This is a genomic window from Streptomyces sp. CA-111067, assembly GCF_050956065.1.
In the GTDB taxonomy this organism is placed as follows: Bacteria; Actinomycetota; Actinomycetes; order Streptomycetales; family Streptomycetaceae; genus Actinacidiphila.
Window position 1 is genome coordinate 2293754 of record NZ_CP192103.1, and the last position, 24700, is coordinate 2318453.

20 protein-coding genes are annotated in these 24700 nt (G+C 72.5%); 9 read left to right on the top strand and 11 right to left on the bottom strand.

The genetic code is table 11. From position 1 onward, the window contains the following. Positions 1-255: 255 nt before the first annotated feature. Entirely contained in the window at positions 256-1662 is a 1407-nt protein-coding gene (locus ACQPW6_RS10000; protein ID WP_433889212.1) for a deoxyguanosinetriphosphate triphosphohydrolase, read from the bottom strand. A 204-nt stretch (positions 1663-1866) separates the two neighbouring features. Further along, entirely contained in the window at positions 1867-3066 is a 1200-nt protein-coding gene (locus tag ACQPW6_RS10005) for a sirohydrochlorin chelatase (RefSeq protein ID WP_433889213.1), read from the bottom strand. A 187-nt stretch (positions 3067-3253) separates the two neighbouring features. Between ACQPW6_RS10005 and ACQPW6_RS10010 the strand changes: the two genes are divergently transcribed. Together ACQPW6_RS10010 and ACQPW6_RS10015 are read left to right on the top strand one after the other, a co-directional pair. Continuing rightward, a complete protein-coding gene (locus ACQPW6_RS10010; protein WP_433889214.1) occupies positions 3254-3949 on the top strand; it encodes a SanA/YdcF family protein in 696 nt (231 codons plus the stop codon). 112 nt (positions 3950-4061) lie between these two features. Continuing rightward, on the top strand, positions 4062-4547 hold the full coding sequence (locus ACQPW6_RS10015; RefSeq protein ID WP_433889215.1) for an OsmC family protein: 486 nt from the start codon (positions 4062-4064) through the stop codon (positions 4545-4547). Positions 4548-5210: 663 nt separating this feature from the next. On the opposite strand, the gene ACQPW6_RS10020 is transcribed toward ACQPW6_RS10015, so the two are convergent. After that, positions 5211-6146, bottom strand: coding sequence for a GlxA family transcriptional regulator (locus ACQPW6_RS10020; protein WP_433889216.1), 936 nt, complete (start codon positions 6144-6146; stop codon positions 5211-5213). Next, positions 6143-6832, bottom strand: coding sequence for a cysteine hydrolase family protein (locus ACQPW6_RS10025; protein ID WP_433889217.1), 690 nt, complete (start codon positions 6830-6832; stop codon positions 6143-6145). The genes ACQPW6_RS10020 and ACQPW6_RS10025 overlap by 4 nt, the downstream gene beginning before the upstream one ends. 238 nt (positions 6833-7070) lie before the next feature. Here ACQPW6_RS10025 and nirB point away from each other — a divergent pair, with 238 nt between their 5' ends. The 3 genes from nirB (at position 7071) to ACQPW6_RS10040 (ending at position 10894) form a co-directional block, all read left to right on the top strand. Next, positions 7071-9671 (top strand): nitrite reductase large subunit NirB, encoded by a 2601-nt coding sequence (gene nirB, locus ACQPW6_RS10030; protein ID WP_433889218.1) that lies wholly within the window; start codon positions 7071-7073, stop codon positions 9669-9671. Next, positions 9668-10042: a nitrite reductase small subunit NirD gene (gene nirD / locus ACQPW6_RS10035; protein ID WP_433889219.1), complete on the top strand. Its 375-nt coding sequence runs from the start codon at positions 9668-9670 to the stop codon at positions 10040-10042. Before nirB ends, nirD begins: the two co-directional genes overlap by 4 nt. Positions 10043-10150: 108 nt before the next feature. Beyond that, a complete protein-coding gene (locus tag ACQPW6_RS10040; protein ID WP_433889220.1) occupies positions 10151-10894 on the top strand; it encodes a DUF4230 domain-containing protein in 744 nt (247 codons plus the stop codon). Here ACQPW6_RS10040 and ACQPW6_RS10045 read toward each other — a convergent pair. Continuing rightward, complete coding sequence (locus tag ACQPW6_RS10045) at positions 10881-11708, bottom strand: nitroreductase/quinone reductase family protein (protein ID WP_433889221.1); 828 nt, start codon at positions 11706-11708, stop codon at positions 10881-10883. The genes ACQPW6_RS10040 and ACQPW6_RS10045 overlap by 14 nt on opposite strands. Before the next feature lie 86 nt (positions 11709-11794). On the opposite strand from ACQPW6_RS10045, the gene ACQPW6_RS10050 reads away from it, so the two are divergent. Beyond that, the gene (locus ACQPW6_RS10050; protein WP_433889222.1) at positions 11795-12325 is read left to right on the top strand and encodes a MarR family winged helix-turn-helix transcriptional regulator; all 531 of its coding nucleotides are present in this window, start codon (positions 11795-11797) and stop codon (positions 12323-12325) included. A 108-nt stretch (positions 12326-12433) separates the two neighbouring features. On the opposite strand, the gene ACQPW6_RS10055 is transcribed toward ACQPW6_RS10050, so the two are convergent. Beyond that, complete coding sequence (locus ACQPW6_RS10055) at positions 12434-13336, bottom strand: NmrA family NAD(P)-binding protein (RefSeq protein WP_433889223.1); 903 nt, start codon at positions 13334-13336, stop codon at positions 12434-12436. A gap of 75 nt (positions 13337-13411) precedes the next feature. Between ACQPW6_RS10055 and ACQPW6_RS10060 the strand changes: the two genes are divergently transcribed. Beyond that, complete coding sequence (locus ACQPW6_RS10060) at positions 13412-14050, top strand: TetR/AcrR family transcriptional regulator (protein ID WP_433889224.1); 639 nt, start codon at positions 13412-13414, stop codon at positions 14048-14050. A gap of 17 nt (positions 14051-14067) precedes the next feature. On the opposite strand, the gene ACQPW6_RS10065 is transcribed toward ACQPW6_RS10060, so the two are convergent. The 4 genes from ACQPW6_RS10065 to dusB all read right to left on the bottom strand — a co-directional run bounded on the left by ACQPW6_RS10065 (position 14068) and on the right by dusB (position 21662). Next, positions 14068-14607, bottom strand: coding sequence for a hypothetical protein (locus ACQPW6_RS10065; RefSeq protein WP_433889225.1), 540 nt, complete (start codon positions 14605-14607; stop codon positions 14068-14070). After that, a complete protein-coding gene (locus ACQPW6_RS10070; RefSeq protein ID WP_433889226.1) occupies positions 14604-17213 on the bottom strand; it encodes a hypothetical protein in 2610 nt (869 codons plus the stop codon). Before ACQPW6_RS10070 ends, ACQPW6_RS10065 begins: the two co-directional genes overlap by 4 nt. A 226-nt stretch (positions 17214-17439) precedes the next feature. Continuing rightward, the gene (ppdK, locus tag ACQPW6_RS10075) at positions 17440-20148 is read right to left on the bottom strand and encodes a pyruvate, phosphate dikinase (RefSeq protein WP_433889227.1); all 2709 of its coding nucleotides are present in this window, start codon (positions 20146-20148) and stop codon (positions 17440-17442) included. A 356-nt stretch (positions 20149-20504) separates the two neighbouring features. Then, complete coding sequence (gene dusB / locus ACQPW6_RS10080) at positions 20505-21662, bottom strand: tRNA dihydrouridine synthase DusB (RefSeq protein ID WP_433889228.1); 1158 nt, start codon at positions 21660-21662, stop codon at positions 20505-20507. Positions 21663-21748: 86 nt separating this feature from the next. Here dusB and ACQPW6_RS10085 point away from each other — a divergent pair, with 86 nt between their 5' ends. Together ACQPW6_RS10085 and ACQPW6_RS10090 are read left to right on the top strand one after the other, a co-directional pair. Continuing rightward, positions 21749-23167, top strand: a complete 1419-nt coding sequence (locus ACQPW6_RS10085) for an MFS transporter (RefSeq protein ID WP_433889229.1) — start codon at positions 21749-21751, stop codon at positions 23165-23167. Beyond that, positions 23164-23658: a MarR family winged helix-turn-helix transcriptional regulator gene (locus ACQPW6_RS10090; RefSeq protein ID WP_433889230.1), complete on the top strand. Its 495-nt coding sequence runs from the start codon at positions 23164-23166 to the stop codon at positions 23656-23658. The genes ACQPW6_RS10085 and ACQPW6_RS10090 overlap by 4 nt, the downstream gene beginning before the upstream one ends. A 37-nt stretch (positions 23659-23695) precedes the next feature. On the opposite strand, the gene ACQPW6_RS10095 is transcribed toward ACQPW6_RS10090, so the two are convergent. After that, positions 23696-24583: a helix-turn-helix transcriptional regulator gene (locus ACQPW6_RS10095; RefSeq protein ID WP_433894481.1), complete on the bottom strand. Its 888-nt coding sequence runs from the start codon at positions 24581-24583 to the stop codon at positions 23696-23698. Positions 24584-24700: the final 117 nt, after the last annotated feature.

The following is a 24700-nucleotide window of genomic DNA, read 5'->3' on the forward strand; positions in this document are numbered from 1 at the left end:
GGCCCTGTGCGTGGACTGCTGTCCGCGACCTGTTGTCCGCGATCCGTTGTCCCTGACCGAACCTGCTGTACGCGTGCTCGTCATACGCGAGCGTCCCGCACGTCAGGGCCGTCGGGAAGAGTGCCGCGCCGGTCCGTTGCCGCGCCGTTCATATGCCGGGCGGGTATCCACCGGTTCGGGGCGGTGCTCCCCGGGGGCAGCGGCGGCTGGGCCGGCGACGTGGCGGTCATCTTCAGAGGGTACGGGGCACGGCTCTCACCGGGGCTGCCGGTCGCGGGCCGCGCGGCGGGTTCCGGCCGTCAGCCGGGCGTGCAGGGCGGTCGCGGCGGCGTCGGTCAGCGAGGCGATCTGGTCCACGACCGCCCGGCGGCGGGCCCGGTCGTCGCCGGCGGCGGTGAAGATGCCGCGGAACTGCGGGTCGAGGCCGTCGGGCGCGCGGCTGAGCAGGACGTCGGCCAGCTCCGTGATCAGCAGCCACTGCTCGGCCCTGCGGCGGGCCTGGGCGGCGCGCTGCATGACGTAGCGGTCGGCGACGGCCTTCAACACGGCGCATTCCAGCCGCTGTTCGCGGGGAACGACCAGCTCGGCGCGGTACCGGGTCAGCCGTCCGGTGCCGTACCGCTCGCGGGTGGCGGCCTCGGCGGCCAGGCAGAAGCGGCCGATCAGCTGGGAGGCGGCGTCCTTCAACCTGGCCTGGTCCAGGGCCGATCCGTCGTAGCGGGCGGGCCACCACGGCTGGTCGAGCAACCGGTCGAGCGCGGCGGCCAGTTCGGCCGGTTCGGTGCCGGGCGGGGCGTAGCGGCCGAGCGCGCAGCCGAACACCTCGGCGCGTTCGGGGGCGGCGAGCAGGGCGCGCGGGTCGATGTGGCCGGCCTGGAGGCCGTCCTCCAGGTCGTGCACGGAGTAGGCGACGTCGTCGGACCAGTCCATCACCTGCGCCTCGAAGCACTGGCGGCCCTCGGGGGCGCCCCGGCGCAGCCACTCGAAGACCGGCAGGTCGTCCTCGTACGCCCCGAACTTGGGGCTGCCGGGGGTGGTGGGGTGGCCGCCGCGCGGCCACGGGTACTTGGTGGCGGCGTCCAGGGCGGCCCGGGTGAGGTTCAGGCCGACGCTCACCAGGTCGTCGGCGTCGCCGCCCTCGGGGCCGCGCGGCGCGGCGGCCGGGTAGGTGGCCGTGCGCGACGGCGAGACGAACCGCTTCGGTTCGATCCGGGTCAGCAGCCGCAGGCTCTGCGCGTTGCCCTCGAACCCGCCGCACTGGGCGGCGAACTCGGCGAGCACCACTTCGCCGTTGTGGCCGAACGGGGGGTGGCCGAGGTCGTGCGCGAGGCAGGCGGTCTCGACCAGGTCGGGATCGCAGCCGAGGGCCGCCCCCAGCTCCCGGCCGACCTGGGCGCACTCCAGCGAGTGCGTCAGCCGGGTACGCGGGCTGGTGTCCGTGGCGGTCGCCCCGCCCACCCCGGGATCGACGACCTGCGTCTTCCCGGCGAGCCTGCGCAGCGCGGCGGAGTGCAGCACCCGCGCCCGATCCCGCTGAAACGCGGTCCGCCCGGCCCGCTTGTCCGGCTCGCCCACATACCGGGCCAGATCCCCCACGCCATAGGCCCCGTACCGCTCATACGTCCCACCCGCGACCCGCGGCGCCCGATCATTCCCGTCCATCCCCCGACGTTAACCCGGCCGGACGGCAGGGCGGGGGTCAGTGGGGGCGCGGCGGCAGCTTGGTCGAAGGGGCGCGGGCGGCCGGGCCGGCGGGGGTCGGACGGCGAGGGCGGCGGCGGACCGGTCGAAGGGGCGCGGCCGGGCGGCCTGCCAGGCGTCAGACCACGAGCACGGCGGCGGCCCGCACGGGCAGGTCCCCGAGGGTCAGACCGCGAGTGCGGCCGGGTGGCGGAGGGCGGTGGCGGACTGGGTGTAGCGGTGGAGGATCAGCTCGGCCATGGCGGGATGTGCGCCGAGGGGGGCGGCGGACGCGGTGGGGGACACGGCGGCGGACTGGGTGGCGAAGCGGCCGGGGGCGGTGAAGTAGGAGGCGACGGCGATCAGTTCGGCCCGATGGCCGGCCGCGACGAGCTCGCGGAACGCGTCGCCGACGGTTGGCGCGGCGGCGGAGGCGTACCCCGGTACGACCGGGATGCCACCGAGCCGGCGGCTGAGCAGCGCGGCGGTGCGGCGGGTGTCGACGGCGGATTCCGTGTCCCGCGAGCCGGCGGCGGCGAGCACGACGGCGCTGGGCACGCGGGCGTCCTCCCGGCGGGTTTGCGGCTCCCCGCTCCCGCCCCAGGACGTGCCACCGGCCCGCCGGGCCCACAGCCCCGACGCGTCGAGCCACGGCACACCGGCCCGCACCCCGGCCGCGTCGCGCCACGGCACACCGGCACCCGAACGTCGGAACTCCGGTCCCTCGACGGGCAGGCCAACGCGCCGGGGGCCGACGGCAGACGGCTGATCTAGCCCCGGTCCCCCGGCCGGCAGGCCGCCGCGCCCTGCTTCACCAAGCTGCGGGCTGCCCGGCCCGCGACCGTCGAGCTCCCGGGCACCGGGCCCCGGGCCCCGGGCCGGCAGATCGCCGTGATCAGCGGCACCCCCCGGCTCCGGCTCCCGGCCGGCAAACCGGAAGTCCCCGGGGCTCGCGGCACGCGGCCTCGTGCCGTCGAGCGGCAGCTCGCGGACCGGGTTCGGCTGCCAGCCGGCCTCCTCCAGGCGGGCCTGGAGCGCCTCGGCCAGCAGGGGGTGCGGGCCCAACGGCGGGGCGATCGTGCCGCGCAGGTGCACCGCTCGGGTCAGGGCCGCCGGCAGGTCGGACTTCACGTGGTGGCCGCGCCCCAGCAGCAGCGGGACGAGGACGGCCTCGCCGCGGACGGCCGCGAGCGTGTCGTCGAGCAGCGGCTCGTTCAGCTCGATGTGGCCGAGTCGGACGTCGAGCCCGGGGCGGCGGGCGGCGACCCGGGCCAGCAGGGCCCGTACGGTCTCCAGCGCCCGCGGGTCCCTGCTGCCGTGCGCCACGGCGACCAGCACGGGGCGGGGCGGGCGGCCGGGGCTGTCCGGGGAGTGCGGCTCGGTCATGGGACCGATCCTGCCCGGCCGGCGTTGCCCGCCCGTTGCGTACGACCGCCGCGCTGTTTTCCGCGACATCACAGCGGCCGGCCCGCCGCCGTGAGCGGCAACCGCGGACCGGCGCCCGCGCGTCGGTCAGGTCAGGGCAACAGGGGAACGGGGCCGCGGCCCCGGGGGGACTCAGGAGGACGACGGCATGCGCATGCCCAGTTGGCGGAACGTGAGGCGGCTGTGGCCACGGACCCGCACCGGCCGGCGCCGGCTCGTCCAGGCGACCGCCGCGGTCTGCACGCTCGCCGTGCTGCCCGCCGTGTGGGTGCAGGTGTCGGCCGGCGGGCGGGTGCGGACGGTGGCGGACGTGCCCGCCGAACCGGTCGCCGTGGTGTTCGGCGCCGGGCTGTGGGACGGCAGCCCGTCCCCGTACCTGGCGCACCGGCTGGACGCGGCCGTCGGGCTCTACCGGGCGGGCAAGATCAAGGTCGTCCTGGTGACCGGCGACAACAGCCGCACCTCGTACGACGAGCCGGCCGCGATGCGGACGTATCTCGCCGCGCACGGCGTGCCCGCCGCGAAGGTCGTCGTGGACGACGCCGGGTTCGACACGTGGGACTCGTGCAGCCGGGCGAAACGGATCTTCGGCGTTCAGCGGGCCATCCTGGTCAGCCAGGGGTACCACGTCCGGCGGGCCCTGGCGCTGTGCGCGGCGGCGGGCATCGACGCGTACGGGGTGGGCGTGGACGAGCCGCACGACGCGACCTGGTGGGCGGGCGGCGCGCGGGAGTTCCTCGCGGCGGGCAAGGCGGCGGTGGACGCGGTGGTGCGGCCGGATCCCCGCTTTCTGGGGCGGCACGAGGAGGGGGTGGCCAGGGCGCTGGCGGCGGACGGGGGGTGAGCCCCGTGCGGCCGGGGCGGGGCCGATCCGGATAATCGATCACGACTGCGCACGACAGCGCACTCCAGCGTCCGGCCCGCCGTCGGGCCGCCTACGGAAGGGATCCCGCGCCATGCCGTCGCCCAAGCTGCACGCGTACGAGGCTCAGGTCGTCTGGACCGGCAATCTCGGGGCGGGCACGAGCACGTACCGGGCGTACGAGCGTTCCGCCGACCTCGCCGCCGGAGCGGCGCCGGTGATCCCCGGTTCGTCGGACCCGGCTTTTCGGGGGGACCCGGGGCGCTGGAACCCCGAGCAGTTGCTGCTCGCGTCGATCGCGCAGTGCCACATGCTCTGGTACTTGCACCTGTGCGCGATCGGGGGTGTCACGGTGACCGCCTACGCGGACCGGGCCACCGCGACGATGACCGAAACCCCGGATGGCGGGGGCCACTTCACCGAGGCGGTGCTCCACCCGGCGGTGGAGGTGGCGGCGCCCGAGATGCGGCAGAAGGCGCTCGCGCTGCACGGGGAGGCGCACGGTTTGTGTTTCATCGCGAACTCGGTGAATTTCCCCATCCGCCACGACCCGAGCGTGACGGTCTCCCCGGCTTCCTAAGGCCACAAGGGCCCGCACCGACCCGACCGCCCAGCCCCTCCCGGCAGCAGCCGGACCACCCGCCGGTGGCTGGCTGGTGGCGCAGTTCCCCGCGCCCCTATTGAAGCCGGGACTCATCGCCCCCGCACACGACCCGACCGCCCAGCCACTCCCGGCAGTAGCCGGACCACCCGCCGGTGGCTGGCTGGTGGCGCAGTTCCCCGCGCCCCTGATGATGCCGGGATAAGCCGCGCCCACGCGGCGCCAGCCGCACATCAGAAACAGCCCCGCACCCCTGGTGAAGCCGGGATAAGCCGCGCCCACGCGGCGCCAGCCGCACACCAGAAACAGCCCCGCACCCCTGCTGAAGCCGGGGCAGATCGCATGCGGCCACCGCAAGCTCCCGGCCAGGATGTGCCCCGACAGGGGCGCGGGGAACTGCGCGACCAGCCACGACGGGCCCGCACACGACCCGACCATCAAGCCACCCGCGGCAGTCGCCGGACCACCGGCCCACGCACCAGCGGCCCACCCGGGCGCCAGCCGGGGCAATCCCACCCGGCCAGGATGCGCCCCGACAGGGGCGCGGGGAACTGCGCGAGCAGCCACGACGGGCCCGCGCTTGACCCGAGTGGCACGCCGCTCCCGGCGCATGCCGGGCCCCCGGGCCGCCGGGCCGGGGGGTTACCCGGGGGCTGGCCGGGGATCGGGGTGGGCGGGGCCGCGCCGGAGGCGGCGGAGCATTCGCGGGTCCTGGAAGCCGACCGCGTGGGCCGCCGCCTCCATCGTCGCGCCGTGGGCGATCATGTGCTCGGCGCGTTCGAGGCGCAGCTCCTGCTGGTAGCGCAGCGGGGTCCGGCCCGTCGACGCGGTGAAGCGCCGGGTCAGCGTCCGCGCGCTCAGTCCTGCCCCCGCCGCCAGCTCAGAGAGCGCGAGCCGGTCGGCGAACCGCGCGTCGATCACGTCCTGCGTGCGGTGCACCGCGTCGCTCAAGTGCGCCCGGTGCCGCAGCATCGCGCTGGCCTGCTGCTCGTCCCCGTTGCGCCGGGCGTAGACGACCATCTGCCGGGCGGCCCGCGCCGCCTCCCCCGGTCCGTGCCTGACGGCGACCAGATGAAGCGCGAGATCGATCCCGCTGGCGATGCCCGCCGACGTGATCACCCGCCCGTCCACCACATAAAGCACGTCACGGATCACCGCGGCCCGCGGGTACCGGCGGGCGAGTTCGTCCTGCACGTCGTGGTGCGTGGTGCACCTGCGGCCGTCCAGCAGCCCGGCCCTCCCCAGCGCGTCAGCGCCCGCGCACACGCTGGCCACCGTGCCGCCGCCCTCGTGGTGGCCGCGCAGCCACGCCAGCGTGGCCGGCCGCAGCGCCCCGTTGTCCCGCAGCGTGCGCGACCGCCAGCCCGGTACGACGATCAGGTCGTCGGGCCCGAGTGGCGGCAGCTCGGTGGCCGCCCGCAGCGCCACGCCCTGCGCGGTGGGCACGTCCTCCTGCTCGGCCACGTACTCAAGCGTGTAGTCGAGGCCCTGGTCGGCCGCTGTGGAGAACACCTGCGCCGGCCCCGCGAGGTCGAGCAGGTGCAGCCACGGCACGAGCAGGAAGACCACACGGGTCACGATCCGGTCAGCTCCTTGACGGTGGTGACGGTGGCGAAGCGGCCCGCGAGAGCGTACTCGGTCCTGGCGATGATGTCGGCGGGCAGCAGCGTGCGCGGGTCGGCGAGCACCTCGGCGAGCGGGCGGCCGGCGGGCGCGTCGCGGTGCGGGATCGGCTCGGTGGCGGTGGCGTCGGAGACGAAGGTGACGTCGTAGCCGAGGTCGGAGCCGAGCCGGGTGGTGGTCTCCACGCACTGCTCGGTGCGGATGCCGCAGGTGATCAGCGAGCGGATGCCGTGCTCGGTCAGGATCTGCTGGAGGTTGGTGGTGGTGAACGCGTTGTGCGAGGTCTTGGCGAGCTGCGGCTCGCCGGCCGCGGGGGCCAGGCCGTCGATGTAGCGGACGTGCCCGAGGGCGGGGTCGAAGACGCCGTTGCTGCCGGGTTCGGTGTGCAGCACCCAGACCACCAGGTGGCCGGCCGACCTGGCGTACTCGACCAGCCGGGCCACCTGGACGGCGACCTCGGGGTCGGACGCGGCCTGCCAGCTCTCCCGCTGCCGGAAGGACTCCTGGACGTCGATGACGAGAAGCGCGGTCCGGTTGTCCGCCCCGGCCCCCGCCTGAGCAACGGCCTGCGTACTGGTCCGCGTGTCGGCCTGCGTATCGGCCTGCGTGGCATTCTGCGTCGCGTTCTGCTGCGTGGTCATGACCCGATCCTGACTCCTCCGGGGCCGCCCCGCCCAGGCATGATCGCGCCCCGGTGCGGAACGATCCGGTCACGGCACCCGCTCCGGGCACGGAACGATCAGGTCACGCCGCCGGCTCCGTCTCCCGGCCGGAATCCGCCCTGCTCACACTCCCGCCCGGCCCGCGATGAGCTGACCGTTGCCCCCGGGTAATGGCGGGGATGCGGGCGGGTAACAGCTCCCCCGCAGGCTTCCTGGCATGGACTTCGTGGACGCGGAATCGACGATCGTGCTGGTCGGCCACGGGATGGTCGGCCAGCGGTTCCTTGAGGCGCTGGCCGAGGGCGGCGTGACCGGGCGGGCCCGGGTGGTGGTGCTCTGCGAGGAGCCGCGCCCGGCCTACGACCGGGTGCACCTGACCTCGTACTTCTCCGAGAACGCCAGCCCGGACCAGCTGTCCATGGTGGAGGACGGCTTCCTGGCCGCGCACGGCATCGAGCTGCACCTCGGCGATCCCGCGGTGTCGGTGGACCGCGCCGCCCGTACGGTGACCGCCCGCTCGGGCCTGACCGTCCGCTACGACACGCTGGTGCTGGCCACCGGCTCGTACCCGTTCGTACCGCCGGTGCCGGGCAAGGACGCGGAGGGCTGCTTCGTCTACCGCACGATCGAGGACCTGCTCGCGATCGAGTCGTACGCCCGCGGGGCGACCTCCGGCGCGGTGGTCGGCGGCGGGCTGCTGGGACTTGAGGCGGCCGGCGCGCTGACCGGGCTCGGACTCGCCACGCACGTGGTGGAGTTCGCGCCCCGGCTGATGCCGGTCCAGGTGGACGACGGCGGCGGGGCGGCGCTGCGGCGCAAGGTGGAGGCGCTCGGCGTGAGCGTGCACACGGGGGTGGGCACGCAGGAGATCATCACCGGCGGCGACGGCCGGGTGGCCGGGATGGCGCTGTCCGACGGCTCCGCGCTGGCCGCCGACCTGGTGGTCTTCTCCGCCGGGGTCAGGCCGCGGGACGACCTGGCCCGGGCCTGCGGCCTGCCGGTCGGCGAGCGCGGCGGCATCGTGGTGGACGAGCGGTGCCGTACGGCGGACCCGGCGGTCTACGCGATCGGCGAGTGCGCGCTGACCGCGGACGGCCGGGTCTACGGCCTGGTCGCGCCGGGCAACGAGATGGCCGAGACGGTGGCGGCCGGCCTCGCGGTGGCGTACGGCTCCGCGGTGGACGCCGGGCCCGGCTTCACCGGCGCCGACCTGTCGACCAAGCTGAAACTGCTGGGCGTTGACGTGGCGAGCTTCGGTGACGCGCACGGCACCGCCGACGGCTGCCTGGACCTGCTGTACTCCGACCCGAGGGCCGGGATCTACCGCAAGCTCGTGGTCGCCGAGGACGGCACGCTGCTCGGCGGGGTGCTGGTCGGCGACACCGAGTCGTACGGGGTGCTGCGCCCGCTGACCGGTACGGTGCCGCCGGTCGCGGCCGAGCTGCTGGTGCTGCCGGCCGGCGCCGCCGGGGCCCCGGTCGCGCTCGGTCCGTCCGCGCTGCCGGACGAGGCGGTGATCTGCAGCTGCCACCGGGTCAGCAAGGGCGCGGTGCGGGCGGCGGTCGGCGAGCAGTCCTGCCGCTCGGTCGCGGAGGTCAAGAAGTGCACCAAGGCCGGTACCGGCTGCGGCAGTTGCGTGAGCGTGCTGGGCCGGCTGGTGGACGCCGAACTGGAGGCGAACGGCGTCGAGGTGGACCGCGGCCTGTGCCCGTGCTTCGCGCACAGCCGCACCAAGCTGTACGAGATCGTGCTGACGCTGAGGCTGACGTCGTACCGCGAACTGCTCGACGGGCACGGCCGGGAGGGCGCGCGCGGCGGTGAGGGCTGCGAGGTCTGCAAGCCGGCCGTCGCCTCGATCCTGGCGTCGCTGGCGCCGGTGATCGGCGCGCCGGTGCACGTACTGGACGGCGAGCAGGCCGCGTTGCAGGAGACCAACGACCACTTCCTCGCCAACCTGCAGAAGAACGGCTCCTATTCGATCGTGCCGCGCATCCCCGGCGGCGAGATCACCCCGGAGAAGCTGATCGTGATCGGCGAGCTGGCCAGGGACTTCGGCCTCTACACGAAGATCACCGGCGGCCAGCGGATCGACCTGTTCGGCGCCCGGGTGGAGCAACTGCCGCTGATCTGGACCCGGTTGGTGGACGCCGGCTTCGAGTCCGGCCACGCCTACGGCAAGGCGCTGCGGACGGTGAAGTCCTGTGTGGGGCAGACCTGGTGCCGGTTCGGCGTGCAGGACAGCGTGCGGATGGCGATCGGCCTGGAGCTGCGCTACCGGGGGCTGCGGGCGCCGCACAAGCTCAAGTCGGCGGTGTCGGGCTGCGCCCGGGAGTGCGCGGAGGCGCAGAGCAAGGACTTCGGGGTGATCGCCACCGCGAACGGCTGGAACCTGTACGTCGGCGGCAACGGCGGCGCCACGCCCCGGCACGCCGACCTGCTCGCCGAGGACCTCTCGGACGCCGAACTGGTGCGGCTGATCGACCGGTTCCTGATGTTCTACATCCGCACCGCCGACCGCCTTGAGCGGACCAGCGTCTGGCTGGAGCGGATCCCCGGCGGCCTGGAGCACGTACGCGATGTGGTGGTGCATGACGCGCTGGGCGTCTGCGCGGAGTTGGAGGCACTGATGGCAGCGCATGTGGCCGGTTACCGCGACGAGTGGGCCGACACCGTGGGCGACCCCGAGCGGCTGCGGCGGTTCGTGTCGTTCGTCAACGCGCCCGACACCCCGGATCCGACGGTGCGGTTCACCGCCGAGCGCGACCAGATCAAGCCCGACCCGACGCCGCTGGTGCTGTCCGCGACGGTGACGGCATGAGCACGGCGACCGGGACGAACGCGACCGGCGTGGCGACCGTCCAGCTGCTGTCCGGCAACGGCTGGACCACGGCGTGTCCCCTGGACCTGCTGGAGAGCGGCCGCGGGGTGGCGGTGCTGCTGCCCGGCGGCGCGCAGGCGGCGCTGTTCAGGGACCGGGCCGGGCGGCTGTACGCGATCGGCAACGTGGACCCGTTCACCGGCGCCGCGGTGCTCGCCCACGGACTGCTCGGCGCGGTGGACGGCCGGACGTATGTGGCCTCGCCCCTCCTCAAGCAGCGCTTCGACCTGGCGACCGGCAGGTGCCTGGACGACGACACGGTGGCGGTGGCCGGATATCCGGTACGGGTGGCTCAACTTCCGCCGATGTGAGGCGGGTTGACCGGTGCCGGGCCTGATGTCGGATCTGATGTCGGGACCGATGGCGGGTCATGACATGGCAACGCGCGGGTAGCCGAGCCCGTGGGAGGTGTCATTGCCATGGTGACGCAGAGTGCAGCGGGCCGGATGCCCTGGTGGGCCAGAGCCGTCGTCGGAGTGGTCGTACTGGGACTGCTCTTCTTCCTGCTCGGCCGCGCGGATCTGCTGCCCGGCCTGCCGAATCCGTTCGCCGAGAAGGACAAGGACCGCAGCGGTCCGGTACTGCTCAAGTCGATCCAGAACATGAGCCGTTACGAGGGCGCGAGCGGCAACTTCGAGGTGGTGGTGGACCTGGAGAAGGACGCCAAGTTCCTGCCGTCGTCGGTGCGCGGCAAGCGCACCCTGTACGTCGGGGCGGGCAGCGTGAACGCCTACGTCGACTTCGGCTCGATCGGCTCCGACGCCGTGACCGTGTCGGACGACCGCAAGACCGCGTCGATCCGGCTGCCGCACGCGGGACTTGAGCGGACCTCGCTCGACCCCAAGCACTCCTACGTCGTCTCGCAGCAGCGCGGCTTCTTCGACCGGATCGGCGACTTCTTCGGCAACAACCCCGGCAACACCCAGCAGTTGAACGAGCTGGCCGCGCAGAAGATCCAGGACGCGGCCAAGACCACCGAGCTGGGCGCCCGCGCCGAGACCAACACCAAGTCCATGCTCCAGCGGCTGCTGACGTCGCTGGGCTACACCACCGTCTCGGTCACGTTCGGGACGCCGCCCAAGGCGACCCCGTCGCCCTCCACTTCGGGCTCGCCGTCGTCCTCACCTTCGTCCTCGGCGTCGCCGTCGGCTAAGGCGTCCTGAGCGCGGGGAGCAGGTGCTCCTCCTCGTAGGTGAAGTGCCGCTCGGCCTCCGCCGAGAGCGCTTCGAGCCGGCCGGCGACGCCGCTGTCGCCGGCCGCGATCATGGCCCGCAGCTGCTCCAGGCCGCGGGCCACTTCGCGGTGTTCGCGGTGCAGCCTGGCCAGCACCGGGGCGAGATGCGGGAACGCGGAGTCGAAGGCGGGCAGCACCACCTCCTCGGTGGCGTGGTGCGCGCCCAGCGACTCGCAGAACGACAGGCAGTGCAGGGCGAGTTCGGCCGCCGGAGTGGGGCCGCCCGTGCGCAGCGCGGCGATCCGCGCCCGCAGGTCGGCGTGCACATCGGTCAACTGCCGGGCGATGGCGGCGTTCCGGGCCGCGTCGGGCACGGTCAGGTCCAGCGGGTGCAGGACGACCACCGGGATGATCCGGCGGGTCATCGTCTCGTACGTGCCGTAGGCGGGGACCCGGGCGGCCTGCCGCGCGTAGAGCCGGTCACGCTCCGGGCCCTCGGCGAGCGCTTGGGCGCGCGCGGCCAGCGAACGGATGCCGCCGTCGCCGTCCGGCAGCTCGACCTCGGCGCGCGGGGTCGCGAGCAGGTTGCGGTACCAGTCGGGGTGCCGGTCGCCGCCGGCGTTGGAGGCGTGGACGACGAGCCGGTCGGCGTCGCGGCCGTAGCCGAGCGGCGTGGTCCGCAGCTCGCCGCTGCGGGCGCCGACGGTGGTGAGCAGCAGCAGGTCGGCGCCCGCGAACATGCCGCCGACCCGGCCGCCGGCGGCCCGGAACTCCTTGATGATCTGCGCGTTCATGTCGGCCATGGGGCCTCTCCGATAGGCTGAGGGCAGATGACAACTTTGCTTTGCAAGCAAAGTATCTTTGAGACCAAAGCTATGGAGGGGCGGGCATGGTGTCAACCTCGGACGGTGGCGGGCCGGGCGGCTCGGCCGGGCCCGGCGAAGTGGCCGGGCCCGACGAGAGGGCCGACGGGCTCAGCGTCGACGACGGGATCCGGACGCTGCTGCGGCTGATGCCGCGGATGGTCGGCCGGGCCAAGCGGATCAAGATCCCGGCGGAGCTGGACGCCTTCTCGCTCGCGCCCCGCCACCTGTCGCTGTTCTCCTACCTGCTCTTCGACGGACCACTGTCGGTCAACGACCTCGCCGCCCGGCTGGAGGTCGCGCCCGCCACCGTCAGCCTGATGGTCAGCGACCTCGGCCGGCAGGGCATCCTGGACCGCACCCCCGACCCCGCGGACCGCCGCCGCACGATCGTCACGATCTCCCCCGCCCACCGCCCGGCGATCGACGCCTGGCTCTCCCGCGGCGCCACCGCCTGGCGGCGCGCCCTGGCCCCGCTCACCCCGGCGGAACGCCGGCTGTTCGTCGCGACCCTGACGACGTACGAGGAATGCCTGTCGGACGGCGAGGACGGCTGACCGCGGGCGCCCGGGACCGGCGGCGGCCGGCGACCAGCCGACCGGGGAACAGGCAGCCGGGATCAGGCAGCCGGGGGTACGGCGACCAGCGGATCAAGCGGCCGGGGATCAGGCGGCCAGCACCGCCGGCTTGAGCACCTCCTCGCACCACTGCCGGAAGGTGGTCGGCGCGTTGTCCCGCGGCGCGTTCAACTCGCCCGCGTAGGCCCCCCGTTCGACCGCGGCCGACATGCCGACCAGGCCGCGCGCCCAGGCGTCGGTCATCCCGTGCCGCACCATGTCGGCCCGGTACGCCTCGGCGGGCACCTGCTGGTAGCGGACCGGCCGGCCGAGCACCTCGGAAATGATCCGGGCCTGGTCGTTCGGCGACAGGTCCTCAGGGCCCAGCACCGGGACGCTCTCCTGCCCGGTCCAGGAGCCGTCGAGCAGCAGCCCGGCCGCGACCGCGGCGATGTCACGGGTGGCGCAGGTGGGGGTGGCGAAGTCGCCGGGCAGCGTCGCGAAGAACGTGCCGTGGTGCCTGATCGGCTGCGCCTGCCAGAGCATGTTGTCCATGAACCCCGGCATGCACAGCGACCGGTAGTGCACGCCGGTACTCTCCACCAGGTCGTCCAGCGCGAAGATCGCCGAGATCTGCCCGGCGTCCCTGGCCCTGCCGCGCCCCAGGCTGGACACGCCGACCACCCGCTCGACGCCCTGGCCGGCGACGGCCTCGACCAGCGGCCGGACGAAGTCCAGCGTGTGCCCCGCGATGCTCGCGGCCCGCGGGTTCGGCGGCACCACCCAGAACACGCTGCCGGCGCCGTCGAGCGCCTTCCCGACCGTCCCCATGTCGGTCATCGACCCCTGGACGACGTCGACGCGCTCGCGCACGTCACCGGGAAGCCTGGACGGATCGCGGACGATCACCCGGACCTGCTCGCCGCCGCCGGCGACCCCGGCGACCCCGTCGAGGACATGGGCGAGCACCTGGTGGCCGATACTGCCTGTGGGTGTGGTGATGACGATCATCTGTTTCTCCTTGTCAGGGCGGAACAGAAGTAAACTCTACCGTACCGTTTACTTTTTGCAAGGAGAGGACGAGGCATGGCCAGGCGCGGTGCGGAACTGCGGAAGCACATCCTGCTGACGGCGAAGGACGTCTTCCTGGAGATGGGCTTCGAGCGGGCTTCGATGGACGTGCTGGCCGCGCGGGCGGAGACGTCCAAGCGGACGCTCTACGCGCACTTCGAGAGCAAGGACAAGCTCTTCCTGGCCGTGGTGGACCTCGTCCGCGAGCTGTATCTCGACAAGCTGAAGACGCCCGCGCACTACGGGGACGACCCCGCGCAGGCGGTCACCCTGTTCTGCGGGCGCTTCCTGCAGATGCTCGTGTGGGGGCCCTCGCTGCGCACCTGCCGGCTGGGCATCGCCGAGGCCGACCGCCTCCCGGAGGCCGCGGGCCGGTACTACGAGGCGATCTTCGACACCGCCGAAGAGCGGCTGGCGACGTTCCTCGGCGACCGGTACGGCCTGCCGGCCCCGGACGCCCGCTCCACCGCCCGCGACCTCCTGGGCCGCACCCTCTACCCGCGCTTCGTGCGCGCCCTGTTCGGTGTGGACGAACTCCGCGACGACTGGCCGGAGGAGTCGTCGATCCCCACGGACATCGACCTGGCCCCGATCCGCACGGCGGTCACCACCCTGCTCCCGGCGGCCCCAGCCGCGCCGAGTGGGCGCCGCTGAGGTTCTGCCGCCTCACCTCACCAGGCGTTCAGAGTGGTCCGCAGGGCCTCGGCCGGGCTGGTGCCGTACAGCAGGGCACGGACCGCACGGTGCAGCAGTGCCGCCACGAGCCTGAACGACAGCTCGGACGAATACAGTTCGTCGAAAGCCGCCCGGTCCACGCGCAGTACGCCCGACGGCAGGGGCGCGTCCGCGGCGTTCTCCGTCAGCCCGTCGAGTACGGCGTCGGCGAAGTCGACCGGCAGCCCGGCGACCAGGGGCCCGCCGAGTCGGCTCGCGCACGCCGCCGCGCTGCCGAGCTCCAGTGCGGTGCCCGAGCGGACCTCGTAGATGGTCGCTGAGCCGGCGGGGCGGGGCGAGAAAGCGGCGCCCAGCAGCGCCCGCGCCATCGTGCCGCCGAACGGCCGTAGGATCTCCACGACCGCCCGCAGCTCACCGTCGGGCCCGTGCGTGGCTGAGCCGGGGCTGACGCGGTGGGCGACGTGCGCACCGGTGAACACCGCCGTGGGCTCGTCCGTGCGGAACGCCGCGCGTCTGCCGTTCACTTCGACGATCACCGCGGTCGCATTCCCCACGCGCGGCGCCAGTTGTCGTTGAACAGCTCCGGGAACCGGTCGATCACCTCAGGCGTGTAGTGCCTGGCCGGCGGGTGGGTGAGCAGAGCCGCCCCATGCGCGTCCGGGTAGCCGGTTCCGCCGTTCATCAGCCGCGCCTCGGTGAGCTGGTGCAGCATGAAGTTCCTCTCGCCCTCGGAGAGCGGTCGTCCGGCGGCCATGCTACGGCCGATCCCGTCGACCATGGCCTCGTTCGCCGGGAAGCGGTCGAGGCCGGGGCGGCCGAGATGGCCCAGGACCAGTGTCAGGTCCTGCGGGGTACAGACCGCGGCGGCGGGCCGGGCATCCGCTGCCGGCGCGGGGTCAGCCTCCGGGCGTGCCGCGTCCGGGCGCAGGCCGAGACTGCGGTACAGCGCTCGACGCTCGCGTGCCACACCGAAGGCGGTGCGCGGTGTACGGGCAGCAGGCGGTGTACGGGCAGCAGGCGGGGCGGCGGGAAGCGACTGCCTGCGGCGCTTGACGATCAGGAACCCGAGGAGGATGACGGCCAGCAGGACCAGCAGGCGCAGCGCCAGGCGCACGGCCCCCGGCCACGCGGTCGCGCCGGAGTCCCTGGCCGCCTCCCGGGGGGTCGGCGCACCGAGCAGGATCATGCCGTCCCGGACATCTGCCGACGGACTGGCCAACGACTGGTCCACGCTCCTGGCCAGCGTGGCGTGCTGTGCGGTGAACTGCTCCTTCGTCACCTTCTGGAAGGGCACCTGGCTCAGGTCGACTCCGCCATAGGTGTAGACGCGGGTGCTGACGGTGTCACCGTGGGTGGACTTGCGGGTGACGTTGAACTCACCGTTGGTGTAGGAGTCGACGTAGGCGTGGAAGGTGTCGGTCGGCTTCCAGCCGGTCTTCGTCGTCCAGTCACCGATGTCACCGTGGTCGACGAGTCCGGCATAAGCGGTGTGCTTGGTAGTGCTCAGCGTCCGGTACCACTGCGCTGCGACCCGGGCGAGATAGACGCGGCGCAGCTCGGCGTACTCGGGAGCGGTGTTGATCGCGTGCTTCAGCTCGGGAAGGATCAGGCTGCGGAACACCTGCTCGTTGTGCGACTCGGTGGCCTTGCCCTGCTTCGGGCAGGAGGGAAAGGCCCCTTTGGCCTGGGAACTCAGGTAGTCGGTTTCCATCCTCACGTTCAGCGGGGCGTCCAGGATGTAGAGCTTGTCGCCGTCCTGATAGACCTTGGCGGGCTCCGGCACGATCCAGGTACGGGAGGACATGCAGTCGCCCGCCAGCTCGCCCCAGTACTTCTTGCCGAGCGCGGTGTCGGGGTGGATGAGCGTGCCGACGCTCTTCTTCATCTGCAGATCGGCCTGGAGCATGATGCGGCCGGCGTCGGTCTGTCCCAGCTTGGAGTCGACGACGCGGTCGGGTTCGGTGGGATTGAGGTTGACCCAGAAGGCGGAGGGGTTCAGCTCCAGCCACACGAAGAACGCGTCGGACGTCTGCTGGGCGGCGGTCAGGCCCGTCAGGGCACGGTTGTCGCCGGTGGCCGACACCGGGGCCTGGAAGGAGTACCGCACACCGCTGCCATCGCCGGGATCGGCGAGATACCGCAGCTCCAGCGACGAGAAGTCGATGCCGCCGGGGGCCGCGTCCGGTCCGCTCAGCTCATCAGCGAGAGAGCTGTCGGAACCCTTGCCCGTGCGGAAGACTCTCTGCGCCTTGTCCTTGATCGGCTTGGATTTCTGCTTCGCCGCCTTGAGGAGGGCCTTGTACGCCAGGACGACCTTGTAGAACTCCTCGGCGGACACGGGATACGGGGACGCATAGTCGAACTTGCCAGCGAAGCGTGCGCACTTGTCACAGGGCTGCTTGTTCGAGACGCCGCTGATGACGCGGTCGCTGGAGGTGTCGGCAGCGCTCTGGAAGTCCTTTTTCCTGTCCATGTCCGCGTCGATCTCAGCGGTCGTCCTCCCCCGACGCAGCTCATCGCTCATGAACTCGGCTTCTGACACTGCGAGGAGCATGAGGTTCTCGGTATGCCTCGCAATGGTGTTCTTCTGCATGCTGGGCGACTGTTTTCCCACCACTTCGAGGACCTGGTCATCGGGTGTCAGGCCGTCTTGCACAAGCTCGGCGTAGAGCGCGGGGTCCTCCTCGGCGATGCTCTTCGCTGTGCGCACGGTCCACGTGGTGTAGGGCCTGGAGAACTTCTTGTCCTGTGCCCGCCACATGTTCTGCAGCTTCGTCGAGCTGAGCCGCTTGACCGTCATGGGGTCGAGGTCGTTGATCCGCATCCACACCGCGCCGTAGTTCGCGCCCGCGCCACCCTTGTTCGTCTTCTTGTCAGCGACCATGCGCTGCCAGACCTTCGCGCCACGCGCTGTTTCCCACAGGTGGGGCCCCAGGTCGTGCCGGCCGCGGGTCCGAGGCGGCGACGCGGAAGGCGCGGGCATGGATGGCGGCGACGCGGACGGCGTGGGCGTGATCCGGACAGCTGACGCGGACGTCAGCGGCGTCGCCGCGGGGGCGGTCCCGTCCTGGACCAGCGAAACCATGAGCATGCAGCCGACGAGGGCAGAAACCTTCACGATGATCCGTCTGGCCGCAAGCATGGTGAAACCCCCGGTGCGCCTGTCGTCCTCCGTGGCGAGCTTCCCGCGAACCGCCCGCCGGGTCAACGGGCCCCCGCAGGGCCGACGGAGAGAAGCCGGGGACGGCGCTTCCGCACGAAGCGCCGTCCCCGGCGGGTGGGCCGGGGGGCCGCCGGGCGGTGAGGGATCGGCCCCCAGGGCAAGGGGCCGACCGGCGGCGGGTCCGGGTCCGGCCCGGTCAGGGGTGTCAGGGGGCGCCGGCGGCGCGGCCGGCCTCCAGGCGGGCGACGGGGATGCGGAACGGGGAGCAGGACACGTAGTCGAGGCCGACCTTGTGGAAGAAGTGCACGGACTCCGGGTCGCCGCCGTGCTCGCCGCAGACGCCGAGTTTCAGGTCCGGGCGGGTGGCCCGGCCGGCCTCGCAGGCGGAGCGGACGAGCGCGCCGACGCCGTCGCGGTCGATGGTCTCGAACGGGGAGACGCCGAAGATGCCCTTCTCCAGGTAGGCGGTGAAGAAGGACGCCTCGACGTCGTCGCGGGAGAAGCCCCAGACGGTCTGGGTCAGGTCGTTGGTGCCGAACGAGAAGAACTCGGCGGCCTCGGCGATCTGCCCGGCGGTCAGCGCGGCCCTGGGCAGCTCGATCATGGTGCCGATCGCCATCTTCAGCGCGCTGCCGCTGGCCGCCTCCACCTCGGCGATCACCCGGTCGGCCTCGTCCCGTACGATCTCCAGCTCCTGCACGGTGCCGACCAGCGGGATCATCACCTCCGCGCGCGGGTCGCCCTTGACCTCCTTGCGGTGGGCGACGGCCTCGGCGATGGCCCGTACCTGCATCGCGAACAGGCCGGGCACCACCAGGCCGAGCCGCACCCCGCGCAGGCCCAGCATCGGGTTCTGCTCGTGCAGCTTGTGCACGGCCTGGAGCAGCCGCAGGTCGTTCTCGTTGGAGTCCTTGCGGGACTCGGCGAGCGCGACCCGTACCGACAACTCGGTGATGTCCGGCAGGAACTCGTGCAGCGGCGGGTCCAACAGCCGTACGGTGACCGGCAGTCCGTCCATCGCCTCCAGCAGCTCGATGAAGTCGGCCTTCTGCAACGGGAGCAGGGCGCCGAGCGCGGTATCCCGCTCCTCGTCGGTGTCGGCCAGGATCAGCCGCTCGACCAACTCCCGCCGCTCGCCGAGGAACATGTGCTCGGTGCGGCACAGGCCGATGCCCTGGGCGCCGAACCGCCGTGCCCTGGAGGCGTCTTCGGCGTTGTCGGCGTTCGCCCGCACCCGCAGCCGGCGGACCCGGTCGGCGTAGGCCATGACCCGGTGCACGGCCTGGACGAGTCCGTCGGCCTCGTCGGCGCCGGCGTGCATCCGGCCCTCGAAGTACTCGACCACCGGGGACGGTACGACCGGCACCTCGCCGAGGTAGATCTTGCCGGTGGAGCCGTCGATCGAGATGAGGTCGCCCTCCTCTATCACCACGCCACCGGGGGCGGTGAGCCGCCGCCGCTTGGTGTCGACCTCCAGCTCCTCCGCGCCGCACACGCACGTCTTGCCCATGCCGCGGGCGACGACGGCGGCGTGCGAGGTCTTGCCGCCGCGGGAGGTGAGGATGCCCTCGGCGGCGATCATGCCGTTGAGGTCGTCGGGGTTGGTCTCGCGGCGGATCAGGATCACCCGCTCACCGGAGCGCGACCACTTCACGGCGGTGTACGAGTCGAAGACCGCCTTGCCGACGGCCGCGCCCGGTGAGGCGGCGATGCCCCAGCCGATCCGCCGCACCTTGCTGCTGTCGGCGACCGAGTCGTCGAACCGGGGGAACATCAGCTGCGCGAGCTGGGCGCCGTTGACCCGTTGCAGCGCCTCGGCCTCGCCGATCAGCCCCTGGTCCACCAGCTGGGTGGCGATCCGGAACGCGGCGGCGGCGGTGCGCTTGCCGACCCGGGTCTGGAGCATCCACAGGTGGCCGCGCTCGATGGTGAACTCGATGTCGCACAGGTCCTTGTAGTGCGTCTCCAGCGTCTCCATGATCTTCATCAGCGCGTCGTAGGACGCCTTGTCGATCGTCTCCAGGTCGGCCAGCGGCACGGTGTTGCGGATGCCGGCGACCACGTCCTCGCCCTGCGCGTCCTGCAGGTAGTCGCCGTAGACGCCCTGGTGGCCGGTGGCCGGGTCGCGGGTGAAGGCGACCCCGGTGCCGGAGTCGGGGCCGAGGTTGCCGAAGACCATCGAGCAGACGGTGACGGCGGTGCCGAGGTCGTGCGGGATCCGCTCCTGGCGGCGGTAGAGCTTGGCGCGCTCGGTGTTCCACGAGTCGAAGACCGCGCGCACCGCGAGGTCCATCTGCTCGCGCGGCTCCTGCGGGAACTCCCGGCCGGCCTCCCTGGCCACGATCGCCTTGAAGTCCTCGACGAGCTGCTTGAGGTCGGCCGCGTCGAGGCCGAGGTCGCTGTCGGCGCCCTTGGCCCGCTTGGCCGCCTCGATCGCCTCCTCGAACAGCTCGCCGTCCACGTCGAGCACGGTCTTGCCGAACATCTGCACCAGGCGCCGGTAGGAGTCCCAGGCGAACCGCTCGTTGCCGGCCTGCGCGGCGAGGCCGGCCACGGACGCGTCGGACAGGCCGATGTTCAGGACGGTGTCCATCATGCCGGGCATCGAGAACTTCGCCCCGGAGCGGACCGAGACCAGCAGCGGGTCGTCGGCGCGGCCGAGGGTCTTGCCCATCCGCTGCTCCAGCGCGTCGAGGTGCGCACTCACCTCGTCACGCAGGGCGGCCGGTTCGGCGCCGGTCTCCAGGTAGACCCGGCAGGCCTCGGTGGTGATGGTGAACCCCGGGGGGACGGGCAGGCCGAGGTTGGTCATCTCGGCGAGGTTCGCACCCTTCCCGCCGAGCAGATCCTTGAGGTCTTTGTTGCCCTCAGTGAAGTCGTAGACGAATTTCTGCTTTTTCTGCCGTGCCGACACAGGCTCTCGACTCCTCGCGACCGGATGGACCGGGTTGCCCTGACGGCGGGGAGCGTACCCATCTCCAAGGCGCGGAAGTATGTCCATCACCACGACACACGGTCGTAACCGCTCGTCTGCCGTCAGATCCAATGCGGTCGGGCGGGTGCGGGGGGTTCGCCTTGCGTTCATGACTCGAAGGGGTGGTCTCGCAGAGCGAGGGGTGAGAGGGATTGCGGTGACGGTGGGTGAGCGCTGGCGCCACGCCGTGGACGAACCCGGGTGGCACGGAGTGCCATTCATTCGAGAGATACGGCGCTCTGATGTGCGCTCGTCTGAGCGCAAGGATCATCAGGCGTGACTGGAATCACATGGGCTCAGCCGCCCGAGGTATCGGATTCCGCGTCCTCGGGAAGGGCCGCGCACTCGTAGGGGTCGTTCAGCCATCCGTCCGGGAGGACCACCCGCTTGCCCGCCGCCGTACGCCCGCGCGGCCCGTCCGCGTGCGCGGGCCAGGGCTGGGTGAGGTCGAGGCCGCCGAGGTGGTCGTCGAGTTCGGCCAGCGAGGACGCCGTCGCCAGCGCCCGCCGCGCCTCGGAGCCGACCGCGAACCCCTTGGTGTACCAGGGCACGTGCTTGCGGAAGTCGATCACCCCGCGCGCCTCGTCGCCGATCCACTCGCCCAGCAGCTCGGCGTGCCGCCGCATCACCACCGCGACCTGCCCGAAGTCGGGCGTCGCCGGCGCCTGTTCGCCCGGCTCGAACGCCGCCACCAGGTCGCCGAACAGCCACGGCCGGCCCAGGCAGCCGCGCCCGACGACCACCCCGTCACAGCCGGTCTCGCGCATCATCCGCACCGCGTCCTGCGCGCACCAGATGTCGCCGTTGCCGAGCACCGGGATCTCCGGGACGTGCTCCTTGAGCCGGGCGATCGCGTCCCAGTCGGCGGTGCCGCCGTAGTGCTGGGCGGCGGTACGGCCGTGCAGCGCCACCGCCGTGACGCCCTCCTCGACCGCGATCCGGCCGGCGTCGAGATACGTCAGATGGTCGTCGTCGATGCCCTTGCGCATCTTGATCGTGACCGGCAGGTCGCCGGCCCCGCCGACCGCCTCGCGCAGGATCGACCGCAGCAGGTTGCGCTTGAACGGCAGCGCGGAGCCGCCGCCCTTGCGGGTCACCTTGGGCACCGGGCAGCCGAAGTTGAGGTCGATGTGGTCGGCCAGGTCCTCGTCCACGATCATCCGGACCGCCTTGCCGACGGTCACCGGGTCGACGCCGTAGAGCTGGATCGAGCGCGGGGTCTCGGTGGCGTCGAAGTGGATCAGGTGCATGGTCTTCTCGTTGCGCTCCACCAGCGCGCGAGTGGTGATCATCTCGCTGACGAACAGCCCCTTGCCGCCGGAGAACTCCCGGCACAGCGTGCGGAACGGCGCGTTGGTGATGCCCGCCATCGGAGCGAGCACGACCGGCGGGCGCACGGCGTGCGGGCCGATCGAGAGGGCGGCCGAGCGGGCCGGGGCGATGTCAGCGGTCATGCGCTCCATTGTGCCGTGGACCGCGCCCGCAAAGTCGTTGTACGATAACAACGATTTAATTCATACAACCACTGGAGACCCCCTCCATGCCTGAGCTGTCGTACCGGCGCCGCATGCTCATCCTGGCGATCTGCTGCATGAGCCTGCTGCTCGTCAGCCTCGACAACACGATCCTCAACGTGGCGCTGCCCTCGATGCAGCGCGACTTCCACGCATCGGTCTCCGGCCTCCAGTGGACGATCGACGCCTACCTCGTCGTGATCGCCTCGCTGCTGCTGCTCTCCGGCTCCACCGCCGACCGGATCGGCCGGAAGCGGATCTTCCGGATCGGCCTGGTGCTGTTCACCCTCGGCTCGCTGCTGTGCAGCATCGCGCCGGGGCTCGGCTGGCTGATCGCCTTCCGGATGGTGCAGGCGGTCGGCGGCTCGATGCTGAACCCGGTCGCGATGGGGATCATCACCAACACCTTCACCGACGCCCGCGAGCGGGCCCGCGCGATCGGCATGTGGGGCGGGGTGGTCGGGATCAGCATGGCGGCCGGACCGATCGTCGGCGGCGCCCTGGTGGAGACCATCGGCTGGCGGTCGATCTTCTGGATCAACGTGCCGGTGGGCGTGGTCGCCCTGGTCCTGACCTCCCGGTTCATCCCCGAGTCCCGCGCGGCGCGGGCCCGCCGGATCGACCCGGTCGGCCAGCTGCTGGTCATCGCGCTGCTCGGCTCGCTGACCTACGGCATCATCGAGGGCTCGCACGCGGGCTGGACGTCACCGCTGATCGCCGGCTGCTTCGCGGTGTCGGTACTGGCCGTCGCGGGCCTGGCGGCGTACGAGAAGCGGCGCACCGATCCGCTGATCGACACCCGGTTCTTCCGCAGCGTGCCGTTCAGCGGGGCCACCGTCATAGCGGTGAGCGGCTTCGCCGCGCTCGGCGGCTTCCTCTTCCTCAACACGCTCTACCTGCAGAACGACCGCGGGCTCTCCGCGCTCGACGCGGGCCTGTACATGCTGCCGATGGCGGCGATGACGCTGGTCTTCGGGCCGCTGTCCGGACGGCTGGTGGCCGGCCGCGGCCCGCGGCTGCCGCTGGTGCTCGCCGGGACGGCGATGACGGCGAGCGGGGTGATCCTCGCCGCGCTCGACGCGCAGTCGTCCAACACGCTGCTGTTCACCTCGTACGTGCTCTTCGGCATCGGCTTCGGGCTGATCAACGCGCCGATCACCAACACCGCCGTGTCCGGCATGCCGCGCTCGCAGGCCGGGGTGGCGGCCGCGGTCGCCTCCACCAGCAGGCAGACCGGGCAGTCGCTCGGCGTCGCCGTGGTCGGCGCCACGCTGGCGGCCGGGCTGCACACCGCGTCCTGGTGGATCATCACCGGCTGCGGGGCGACCGTACTGCTGCTCGGTATGCTCACCACCGGCCGCTGGGCCCGCGGCACCGCGGAGCGCACGGCGCACCTGCTGACCCCCGAGGCGGAGGACGACCGAGTTCCGGTGAGCACCCGATGACGACGAACGCGCCGGCCGGCGGCGGGGCGGACGCGGCGCAGCAGCCGCCCCGGCCCGACCCGTCCGGCCAGGCCGCCGCCCGGATCTGGCGGAACATGAGCCAGCTGGTGCTGGAGCGCGAGCGCCGCAAGGAGGTCACCGACGCCCTGGGCATGAGCTTCTTCCGGATCAAGGTGCTACGCCGGATCAACGCCGCCACCGAGCCGATGACGCTCAGCGAGCTCGCCGCCAAGCTCGGCTCGGACCGGCCCTATCTGACGCTCACGGTGGACGACCTCACCAAGCGCGGCCTGGTGGAACGCCAGGAGCACCCCACCGACCGGCGCAGCAAGGTGGTCAGCGTGACCCCGGCGGGCCGCGCGGCGGCCGAGCGGGCGAACGCGATCCTGGGCACCCCTCCCCCGGCGCTGCGCGACCTCCCGGCGGCGGACCTGGCCGCGCTCGACCGGATCACCGCGTCCCTGGTCGGCCCGGACGCCGAACAGGGCTGAGGCTTCCCCGGACGCCGAGCAGGGCTGAGGCTTCCCGCTAGACGGCCACCGGGGCCTGCTCGGCGAGCACCAGCGCGTGCAGCCGCTCCAGGCGCTCACGGGTGACGGCGTCGGCGGGGGTGTACGTGGTCAGCCGCGGGCCGTGCTGCGGGCCGAGCCACAGGTGGGTGAAGTCGAAGACCAGCATGCCGACGTCCGGGTTGACGTACCGCTTGAGGTGGCCGTCGGGCTGGATCACCTCGTGCCGCTCCCACAGCTCGCAGAACTCCGGCGAGGCGCCCTGCAGCCGCTTGAGCAGCTCCTTCCAGGCGGGCTCTGCCAGGTGCTGGGCCATCGAGGCGCGGAACTTGGCCGCCATCAGCCGGATGTTCTCCTCGCGGTCCACCATCCGCTCCCGCCAGACCGGGTCGGTGAAGGACAGCCACATGAGGTTGCGGTCCTCGTGCGGCAGCGCGTCGAGGTCGGTGATCAGCCGGCCGTAGGTGCGGTTGTACGCGACGATGTCGTACCGGCTGTTGGAGACCGCGGCGGGCAGCGGCTCCAGGTGGTCGAGCATGGACCGGACGGCCGGCGACATGCCGGGGCAGTCGAGCAGCGGGTGCGGGTCCTGGGTGCCGGCCAGCGTGAACAGGTGCCGGCGCTCGGTGTTGTCGAGCATCAGGGCGCGCGCGATGGCGTCGGCGACCTGGCTGGAGACCTGGATCTCCCGGGCCTGTTCGAGCCAGGTGTACCAGGTGACGCCGACCGCGGCGAGCTGCGCGACCTCCTCGCGGCGCAGCCCCGGCGTACGGCGCCGGCGGCCGGGCGGCAGCCCGACCTGCTCCGGCGAGATCCGCTCCCGGCGGCTGCGCAGGAACGACGCGAGCTCGTGCCGGCGGCTGCTGGTGACGTCGGCGGCGGAGGCTTCGGGCTGCACGCCGTCCATGCCGCCGGGGCCCGACATGTCCGGGCCGCCGGTCCCGGTCCCGGTCCCGAACTCGTGCGAGGTGCCGCTGATGACCGTCATATTCCCAGGGTGCTCCTCTTGGCAGCCGGTTGCCAG